The following is an 8,048-nucleotide window of genomic DNA, read 5'->3' as shown; positions in this document are numbered from 1 at the left end:
TAAAACCAATGCAGATATTGTCGGAAAAAAAGGGCTCGCCCTTTTTTTGCTTGGGAAGTACCGCGATGCCCTTGATACCTATGACCGTGCAGTCTCACTAAATCCAAATGTGTACCAGAATCTGGAGGGAAAGGCAGATGTCCTGGCTGCTCTGAACCGGTATTCTGAAGCAGATGCGATGTACGATGCAGCCCTGAAGATTGAACCGCGGAGTAATGCAACCTGGAATAAAAAAGGGGTAATATTAGCCCGCATGTTTAAGAATGAAGAAGCAGCAGAAGCATTCAACCAGTCGGTTATCATCTATCCGGGTTCTGCAGAGGTCTGGAATAATATGGGGAGTGCCCTCTTTAACCAGGGAAAGATGAAAGAGGCACTCAAGGCATTTGAACAGGCAATAGCTCTGGATGACAGTTATATTCCCCAGAAATATGGGGATACCCTCTCAAGACTTCAACAGGATAAACAGGCCGCAGCGCAGGAGACACAGGAGAATGGATCAGGACCTGCTGTCATCACCCCCGAACTAAAACTACCCCCGCCGATTTTTCTGATCAACTACCTCATGGTCGGGGTTGGAATACTTGCAATACTTACACTCGGAATTATCCTGGTCTTTAAGAGAAGAAAACAGAACAGGGAGATCAGATAATATCACAGCCTGTTAAAGAGGAGAGAGGTCAGATTGACCTTTCAAGAATCGTTCTGATGAGATGGGCCCTGTCAACCTCTTTTCGTATCTTCTTTTCAGGAAGTGACGGCTTTTTTGTCTGGAAGAAGATACCGATTGGAATCTTTGAATCATCATTATAATTCCACAGGTTTGCAGTCCGGCAGGCAAACTCAAAAAGTGTGGAGTTTGATTCATTTGTCTCATATACCCGCTCATCATACCAGGTGGTCAGGTTAAAATATGTTGCACATATCTGCAAAACATCGACATGAGCAAACCCTTGATGAAGAATCGCTTCTTTAAAAATTCTTTTCAGATGTGGGAGATGGCGGGTGTATCCACGAGATACAAAAGTCGCCCCTGCCCCAAGGAGCAGTTCTATGATATTAATTGGATATTCATGAAGGCCTGCTGGTGTTGATTTACCCCGGTATCCATAAGGGGAGGTCGGAGTATACTGACCGGTGGTTAGACCATATACCCGGTTATTATGACAGATGACTGTTATGTCGATATTGCGTTTTGCTGCATGAATAAGGTGATCAAGCCCTTCTGCATACAGATCACCATCACCGGCAAAACAGATCACCTTCAGATCCGGATTTGCCATCTTGATACCCGTTGCTACCGGAATCGTTCTCCCGTGCAATGAATAGAAACTGTTGATCTGAAAGTAGTCAGCGATCTTTGCATGGCATCCAATCCCAGAAACCAGCACCATATGATCCCGGGGGATCCCTTCGGTTTCCAGTTCCTGGATAACAAACTTAATTGCATGCTGGATCGCAAAATTGCCACAACCCGGGCACCAGGTGTTCTGTGCCGAGGTAACCAGGGCATCATCACTTGTCATGCTGTACACCTCATTACCCGTTCAAGCAATTCTTCAACTGCAAATGGTCGCCCATCATACCGCAGAATCAGATCATCGGTGCGGTATCCTTCCCGTGCCAGAATCTCATTGAGTTGACCTGTTGAACTGTCTTCAACCAGAATCACCTTCTCTACCCCCTGCATGGCTTTACTAAACTCCTTTGAAGGGAACGGGCTGATGACGATGGGTGAAACGATCCTCAGTTTCAGTTTATCTGCAACTTCGCAGCATACACCACGGGGAGAACCCCAGCAAAGAATCGCAGTTTTCGCAACAGAGACACCCCCATAAAAGACCGAACCCGGCTGATCAACAGCAATCGCAAGTTTTTCTGCCTTCCTGAGTCGTTTACGTACCATAGTCATTGTCATCTCGGGATATTAGCTGGTAATCCCTGAGTAGTCATGAGCATAACTGTTCACCTTGATCTGTTCCCCTGCACACGGGGGGATCAGAATCGGGGATACTCCGTCTGGGGTATCTGCATATCGGCTATACGGATATGAGGGAGCAGGAAGGGGAGCAACTGCCCTGATCTCCGGTTCCCCATCGGGTGTATAGATTCCTTCAGAAAATGTCTTATCTGAAAGGATGAATGCAGGGATCTGATACTTCCATGCAACATGAACTGCTTCTGCTGACCACTTCATTGCTTCAGCAGGTGTTGCAGGGGCAACGATAAACCGGGGAAACTCACCCTGTCCTGCATGACAGGCAAAAAGGAGATCTGACTGAGCGGTATAGGTGGGAAGTCCGGTGGACGGGCCCCCCCTCTGAGAGAGAACAATAACGACAGGCAACTCTGCCATCCCGGACAGCGATAGCCCCTCGGTCATAAGGCAGAACCCACCACCAGACGTGCCAACCGCTGTCTTTTTTCCTGCATATGCAAACCCGAGAGCAATCAGAATGACTGCGATCTCACTTTCGGGGTGTATCACATCGATTCCGGCCTCTTCTGCGAGAGAGGCCAGAAAATGGAGAACTCCTGAAGATGGGGTCATCGGATATGCAACATATGCATCGATCCCCCCTGCGAGGAGGCCAAGTCCAATCCATTCATTTCCAGACAGGAGTGGGCGGGCTGATGCCCCCTCTAACAACGGTACCTGCACCTCCCTAGTGATGCGGGAGTATGCTTCGCGTGCTACAAGCAGGTTTAGATCCGTTTCTTTGGTCAGTTTTTTCCTGAATACTTTTTCAACCAGACTCCATGGAATACCTGCACAACTACAAAACCCCGCAACGATTGCGGTGTTTCCCATGATCGGTTTAGCCTGGTGATGAGCAAGGATCTCCTTAATGGCCAGAGCCTGTCCTTCTGTTTTTACCTGACCACTCTCATAAATCACAACCCCCTGGGTTTTCAGATTGGGAGTATGCAGATCAGCGGTTCGTTGATCCAGAGCAAGGATCAGATCAACACCAGTACGATGGGTAAAGACCGGCCTGTCAGCTGCACGGATGATACAAAAGTTGTGACCACCCCGGATCAATGAAGGGTAGTCTACGTACTGATATACATAATAACCAAGTTCAGAAAAAACAGACCCGATCAGTTGACCGGCCTGGGCAATACCATCTCCTGCTTTTCCACCGATGAGAACTGAGTATTCTGTCAGTTATCCCGCCTCCGCAGGGGAGTCTATCTGCATCGGATCTCATTATACTTGTGACGGTAAGATAACCATTTCATGCAAATGTCTTATCGATCCATCCGGTGATGCTGTCTCTGATTTCACGAAGATGGGCAAGGCAAGCGGGGTCTTTGGGATCACATTCACCAGGAGTAGGGAATGCCTGATGGAATACCACCCCAGCTCCCGGGACCATGGGGCAGGCACCAGATGCTCCGTCACAGACCGTGACCGCGATATCAATATCACGGTCAAAAAACTCAAGTAGGGGTTTGGATTTTTGTCCGGTTATGTCAATCCCGATCTCAGACATTACCAGCACAGCCCTTGAGTCAAGGGAGGAAGGTTCTGTCCCGGCACTGTATGCTTCGTACTGATCTCCAAATGTAGCCCGGAGATATCCCTCAGCAATCTGGGATCGGAACGCATTATGGGTACACACAAACAGAACTGATTTTTTTCCGGCAACCATGTTGAGGTATTCTTCTGATACAAGATGAGTATATCTGGAGATCAAAACCTGATCTCCAGATTTATATGGGATCGCAATGGACTAATTGATATGAGAGTCCTTGCAATATCAGGCAGTCCACTCAAGAACGGGAACACCAGCAGGCTAATCAATGCAATTACTTCAGAACTTGAAAAAAGTGGGGTTACAGATCTGAAGATCAAAACGATATCCCTCGCTGGCAGTACGATACGACCCTGTAAATCATGCCGCAAGTGCATAAAAGAAGGGCATTGTGTCCTTAAATCTGACGATTTTTCCCGGTTTGCACGACAGATGAAGAAGAGTGACCTGATCATTATCGGATCACCGGTATATTTTCATGATGTCAACGGCCCCGTTAAAAATATGATTGATCGATCTTATTCGCTCTGGCACAAGCGTCAGCTGAAAGGGAAAAAGGTGATTCCGGTTGCAGTCTGTGCTGATAGTGGCGATGACCGGGCGCTTGAAACCCTTAAGATATGGGCACAGGCACAGGAGATGAAGATCATCAGAACCGTCAGTGGGCATGGATATAAAGCAGGAGAGGTTCTGAAGGATCAATCTGCAATAGGTCAGGTCAAAGATGCAATTAAAACAATAGCAGGAGATGTCTCTCCAAAAGAAACCTAGTAACAATCAGGACACGAATGCATTATCCGGACAAAACTCTATCCTCAACCCCTTTTTCATGGTCCGCTCAAATGAACGGATGTCCTCGAGAATTGCCCACTGTTCGAGAGTACAGTCAGTATTGCATCCGATTACCAGTGTAACCTTACGCCGGTCACGAACTTCCAACCGTGCCTGAGTCACCCTCCCGTCGTGACTTCGATCCAGATTTTCTGCCATCCGAAGAAAGAGGGATAATACCTGAACCATACTACGATCACCACTGCTCAGGTGAGCGTATCCAAAGTCCTTCCGACGGGGCATTTTTTTGCGGTGATACCTGGTGATAAGTGCAATGATCAGGATCTCAAGTTCATGGAATCCAAGCAGAGGGGCATGTGTGATCACATAGAACGAATGTTGATGATGACCCGGAAACGATAAGAACTGACCGACATCATGAAGGAAAGCAGCGAATGAAAGTAATTCCCGACCGGTATCAGATATGGTATGAAGTCCGGATTCGCGGGATGAATCAAAAAGGGAGAGGGCCAGACGCTGCACATGATCTGCATGTGGTTCATTGATATGGCATGATCTTCCAAGTTGTCTGATACTGGCGGCCCGGACCGGTATTGCATCTGCGTAGGGAAATCCGGGAATTCTGGAGAGGTAGTCTATGAGTAATCCATCCCGAAGACTGCGGGAAGAGACCCGGATCTCAAGGATTCCTGCCTGTTCAAGCAGTGACTCAAGGATGAGTGCACCGCCTATAATAATATCAGCGCGATCAGGATTCAGACCCTGGACATTCCGACGATCTTTCAGGGACAGACTACTGAGATAAACGATCACTTCTGACAATTCACTCAGGGTGATGATGCCTGGACGGTGAGAAGTCGCAAATTGATCCATTGCTGCAGCAACTGTTTCCAGTGAAGTAATGGTCCCTGAACTGCCAAATGCCTTATTTACCGTTTTTCTGATAACGTGTCGGAGAGTGTGTGATGCACGACCGCGGATATGCCTTCTGATGGAAAGAATTACAGGAGAAGGAATCGGACCTGTCAGACCAGAGGGGACAAACATGTTGGTGGTTCTGATTGCCCCGAGTTTCAGGCTCCGGAGCAGGTAGGTCCGGGCCTGATCACCGATGATGATCTCCGTACTACCGCCCCCGATATCAATAAACAGGGACTTGGTCTCGTCAATCTGAACACCACTCGAGACCCCGAGCCAGATTAATCTGGCTTCTTCAGGACCTGATACCACGTTGAGTTCAAACCCTGCTTCTTCCCTGACTCGGGATATCAGAATCTCACGGTTGCGTGCATCACGGGTGGCTGAAGTAGCGACTGCAACAATTTCAGATGACCCCAGACTCCGGGCAATTTCAGCAAACCTGATGAGTACAGTTACTGTCCGCTCAATTGCATCCAGTGCAAGATAATTGTCTGCAAACTCTCCTTCTCCAAGACGGACCACTTCCTTTTGTTGAGTCAGAACCGAATAAGAACAGTTGGGATTGAGCCTGATCACCAGAAGCCGCGATGAGTTAGTGCCAAGATCAATAAACGAGACTACCGGATGAACACTCAGGTCCATATAACTTTCACCTGTCTTTCTGCCAATTCACAAAGTAGGGCAGATTTCTTTTCAATCACCTGGTTTTCAGGATCAGGGGATGCATTGGCCCTGATACTACAACTGATCTGAATCATTCCATCAGGATAGGATGCAGACATGGTCTGCACAATAGAGGTATGAGATCGATCCAGAGCATCAGCAAGGCGCAGTATTGCTGCCAACCATCGAACATGCCATTTTTTGGGGGGAGAGAGTAACCCGAATGCCGTATGCATGGGGGATGGATGTGCCTTGCGGTGATACCTGGCAACCAATGCAATAATCTGCCGGTCATCAGAGTTGATTGGGATAGTCTCATCACCAAGAATCAGGTTCATAGATGCTTTATGATGCGGACACGAGGGGACACTCCAGCCGATGTCATGAAGCAATGCAGCAAAGATGAGGAGACGGCGATCATTATCGCCCATTTTATGGATATCACCAAGGAGATCAAAGATCAGCCCCGATAATCTTCCGACCTGAAGGGCATGACGAGGGTCAGGATCATAGTAAGTCATGAGTGCAAGAACCTGCTCAATTCCAGGATATTGCAGGGTTGAATCACGATGAGGGTCAATTGGGATAGGGGTCATGCCTTTTCTTCCCTTCCCCGGACTGCCTCAAGAGATCTACCCTCCTTCACAATCCGGGCAAAGGAATCAGGGAGATGACGATCATGGATCGCAGTTACGGTTCTTTCTATCTCGTACGGTACCCTGATGTGAATCAGTGAGAACGGATCTATCGTAAGGAGTGCATAACATGCACGTGGATCTCCATCCTCTGATCTGCCCACACTTCCTGCATTGATAAACCAGACTCCATCAACCTCACGGGCAGCGGACCGGTGAGAATGGCCGGTTACCATTATTTTTACTCCACATTCTGCTGCTAGTTCATGCAGCCTGGTGTCAGGAGTACCATTATCCAGATATTCGGTAAGGGAATCAGGACTTCCATGAGTCACCAGCAGGGGAACGCCTCTGATACACAACCGAAGTACCCGGGGTAGATTATTCAGCCATATTCGATTCTCTTTCGAGAGCGTATGAAACGCCCATTTCATTGCAAATTTTTTCTCTCGGGAGGAAGGTCTTCTTTTCTTCCACGTTCTAGAAAGGACTGAGAGATCATAGTTACCGATAACACTCAGGATATGCCTGCTTCTGACCAGATTTATTACTTCTTCAGGGAACGGACCATATCCTGTGAGATCCCCGGCATGAAGAACCACCGACGCACCACGGGACTCTGCATCAGCAAGAACTGCCTCAAGGGCAGGCAGGTTGGCATGAACATCACTAATCAGGGCAATGGTAAGCTGACCGGCAGAGTCGGTTGAAGAGTTAGTGATGGATTGTTGAAGAGGCGATGATATCTTTTCAGATAACCGGTCCCAAAACCCATCTTCCTTCCTGGTATCCCAGATAGAATTCAGTTCCTGAAAAAGAGTATCTCTCCTGATCTTTCGATCCGAAGTCAACAGGTGGATCCCGGGGGCTATCTGATCAAAAATGCCATGGTTTCCAAAGTATGCAACCGAGCGTTGCTTCTCTTCTTCAAGAAAGCGGGGAAGAAAGTCAATCCAGACATCGCAGTCATGGATATCTCCCAAAAGCTCCTGAAAACGTTTGATCCCTTTGATCTCTGATTTCAGATTATCCGGATACAATTCAGCATATGCTTCCAAAGTATACCTGAGCCGCTTTGCAGCAATACGCATCGCATGGTGCTGATCAATCCGTACTGGATCCTGGAGGTACATCTCAAACCAGAAGAGATCTGAAATCCGTGCCATGATCTGCACAAACGCATGCTCGTAGGTCTCGATCGGGTGAACCCCCGAACTTTCAAGCATTGACCTGATTTTCAGATCATGAAGGAATGCAGCGAAGTCATGAATAATTCCTGAATTGACGAACTCAGATACTACCGCACAAACCCCGGACTGCATTACCTGCCGGCTTTGGATCTGTCTGAGCAGAAGACATTCCAACCCGAAAACTGCCTGATCAACAGGATGAGAATAAGGATGAAAATTAACATCCTCACCACCAGGACCTGGCTGTAATTCGGTAGAGAGATCCTGAGGAAGATCAATTACTCCCTTCCGGGAAGAAAACCGATGAT

General features: G+C 47.9%; 9 protein-coding genes. 2 read left to right on the top strand and 7 right to left on the bottom strand.

Going from position 1 to position 8,048, the window contains the following annotated elements:
- A partial coding sequence (locus LUQ50_RS02670; RefSeq protein ID WP_300035779.1) for a tetratricopeptide repeat protein occupies positions 1-652 on the top strand: 652 nt, incomplete at its 5' end.
- Between the two features lie 28 nt (positions 653-680).
- Here LUQ50_RS02670 and LUQ50_RS02665 read toward each other — a convergent pair.
- From LUQ50_RS02665 to LUQ50_RS02650, 4 genes are all read right to left on the bottom strand, one after another.
- Entirely contained in the window at positions 681-1,526 is an 846-nt protein-coding gene (locus LUQ50_RS02665; RefSeq protein ID WP_300035776.1) for a thiamine pyrophosphate-dependent enzyme, read from the bottom strand.
- Positions 1,523-1,912 carry a hypothetical protein gene (locus LUQ50_RS02660; RefSeq protein ID WP_300035773.1) on the bottom strand — a complete coding sequence of 130 codons (390 nt, stop codon included), beginning with the start codon at positions 1,910-1,912 and terminating at the stop codon, positions 1,523-1,525. Before LUQ50_RS02660 ends, LUQ50_RS02665 begins: the two co-directional genes overlap by 4 nt.
- Before the next feature lie 15 nt (positions 1,913-1,927).
- A complete protein-coding gene (locus tag LUQ50_RS02655) occupies positions 1,928-3,124 on the bottom strand; it encodes a 2-oxoacid:acceptor oxidoreductase family protein (protein ID WP_300035782.1) in 1,197 nt (398 codons plus the stop codon).
- 115 nt (positions 3,125-3,239) lie between these two features.
- Positions 3,240-3,701 (bottom strand): arsenate reductase ArsC, encoded by a 462-nt coding sequence (locus tag LUQ50_RS02650; RefSeq protein ID WP_300035770.1) that lies wholly within the window; start codon positions 3,699-3,701, stop codon positions 3,240-3,242.
- On the opposite strand from LUQ50_RS02650, the gene LUQ50_RS02645 reads away from it, so the two are divergent.
- The gene (locus tag LUQ50_RS02645) at positions 3,681-4,310 is read left to right on the top strand and encodes a flavodoxin family protein (protein WP_300035767.1); all 630 of its coding nucleotides are present in this window, start codon (positions 3,681-3,683) and stop codon (positions 4,308-4,310) included. The two genes, LUQ50_RS02650 and LUQ50_RS02645, sit on opposite strands and share 21 nt — an antisense overlap.
- 6 nt (positions 4,311-4,316) lie before the next feature.
- On the opposite strand, the gene LUQ50_RS02640 is transcribed toward LUQ50_RS02645, so the two are convergent.
- From LUQ50_RS02640 to LUQ50_RS02630, 3 genes are all read right to left on the bottom strand, one after another.
- Positions 4,317-5,894: a Ppx/GppA phosphatase family protein gene (locus LUQ50_RS02640; protein WP_300035763.1), complete on the bottom strand. Its 1,578-nt coding sequence runs from the start codon at positions 5,892-5,894 to the stop codon at positions 4,317-4,319.
- Positions 5,885-6,511, bottom strand: a complete 627-nt coding sequence (locus LUQ50_RS02635) for an HD domain-containing protein (RefSeq protein ID WP_300035760.1) — start codon at positions 6,509-6,511, stop codon at positions 5,885-5,887. The genes LUQ50_RS02640 and LUQ50_RS02635 overlap by 10 nt, the downstream gene beginning before the upstream one ends.
- The coding region (locus LUQ50_RS02630) for a metallophosphoesterase family protein (protein ID WP_300035757.1) at positions 6,508-8,048 on the bottom strand (1,541 nt) is incomplete at its 5' end. The genes LUQ50_RS02630 and LUQ50_RS02635, both read right to left, overlap by 4 nt.

The sequence above is a fragment of the Methanospirillum sp. genome (genome assembly GCF_028679455.1).
GTDB lineage: Archaea > Halobacteriota > Methanomicrobia > Methanomicrobiales > Methanospirillaceae > Methanospirillum.
This window is presented reverse-complemented; position numbering and strand designations above follow the sequence as displayed.

Coding starts and splice junctions, on each gene's coding strand:
- LUQ50_RS02645 (WP_300035767.1), top strand. CDS start 3,681: ATGAGTATATCTGGAGATCAAAACCTGATCTCCAGATTTATATGGGAT.
- LUQ50_RS02665 (WP_300035776.1), bottom strand. CDS start 1,526: ATGACAAGTGATGATGCCCTGGTTACCTCGGCACAGAACACCTGGTGC.
- LUQ50_RS02640 (WP_300035763.1), bottom strand. CDS start 5,894: ATGGACCTGAGTGTTCATCCGGTAGTCTCGTTTATTGATCTTGGCACT.
- LUQ50_RS02635 (WP_300035760.1), bottom strand. CDS start 6,511: ATGACCCCTATCCCAATTGACCCTCATCGTGATTCAACCCTGCAATAT.
- LUQ50_RS02660 (WP_300035773.1), bottom strand. CDS start 1,912: ATGACTATGGTACGTAAACGACTCAGGAAGGCAGAAAAACTTGCGATT.